We start from the raw sequence: 1,237 nt of genomic DNA, 5'->3' as shown, positions 1-1,237 counted from the left end.
ATGTTAATTGTACAGTATATAAAACAGAAGGTAAGTCAATGATAGCAGCTATAGAAATTATCAGATTAGCAACTGAAACCACTCAGCATTTTGATTATAATAAGCCTGCTATTGCTCCAATTAATGATTTAGCACCTGAGCAGTCTTTAACATCACAGGGGTATTTAAAGATAGTAGCCTGGGAAGATGTAGTAAACAAACCTGATCCATCTGTTACTGGATTCCAATATAAATTCAGTCCATCAGTAACCTGGGGTGATGAATTTAACTACACGGGTACTCCTGATCCAAAGAAATGGAATATGAGTACCGGTAATGGATACTATGGCTGGGGTAATCATGAGCTTCAGCATTTCACTGGCAGATCAAAAAATGTGAAAGTGGAAGATGGTAAATTAAAGATTATTGCTTTAAATGAAGCATACAATGGTTTCAATTATACATCAGGAAAAATTGTTTCCAACAAAAAGCAACGTTACGGCAGATATATTATCAAAGCAAAAATGCCATTAGGCGCTGGACTTTGGCCGGCCATTTTTGGGTTCGGCGAGCGTCACAAAGACTATGATCTGAAAACGTGGCCCAATTGCGGCGAATTTGACATTGTAGAAATTAAAGGACAAAATGATCGTGAAGTAAACTATAATGTACATTCAGCTAAATCCTATGGTGCATCAAATATGGTTACGCTGCCAACTCATGTTACGCTGAACCAGTTCAATGAATACAGAATGGACTGGACTCCTGATTATATCAAATGGTACTTTAATGGTATGCTGATGCGTACTTTTACCAACAATGGTAAAGGATATGATGAATGGCCGTTCAATGATTACTTCGATCTAAATATTTGCCTAAGTGTTGGTGGTGATTTTGTTGGGAATAACATCAATAAAATCGCTATGCCAGCGATTATGGAAATAGAATATGTTAGATACTATGGCTTGATCAATATGAATAAAAGGAGTCAGTATGTGGAAAATCCAATTCAACCCCATCTTTCCCCTGCATCAGCACAGATCGTAAAAAGCGGATCGCAAACCTTTACAGTGACAAATGTACCTGCCAATACAACCGTACATTGGTATGCCTTAGGGAATGACCTGGGAGGTTTTGGATTATCAGGTTCTAAAATTACTATCACCCAAGCCATGTTGCAGGCAGGTGGTTATAAATCAGGAGCATCATTTGAATTTTTCGTGGATTTTATTGATGCAAATGGAGTATCCAGTAAAGC

Annotated in this window: 1 protein-coding gene; it reads left to right on the top strand. The window is 37.8% G+C overall.

The annotated features are described in order from the left end of the window. Positions 1-38: 38 nt before the first annotated feature. Positions 39-1,237 (top strand): glycoside hydrolase family 16 protein (locus OQX61_RS24210; RefSeq protein ID WP_265844421.1); only part of this gene is annotated, 1,199 nt, incomplete at its 3' end.

This window comes from Pedobacter sp. PLR, assembly GCF_026239675.1.
Classification (GTDB): Bacteria; Bacteroidota; Bacteroidia; order Sphingobacteriales; family Sphingobacteriaceae; genus Pedobacter.
Note: the sequence above shows the minus strand (reverse complement) of the source record. Positions and strands in the feature narration are given on the sequence as shown.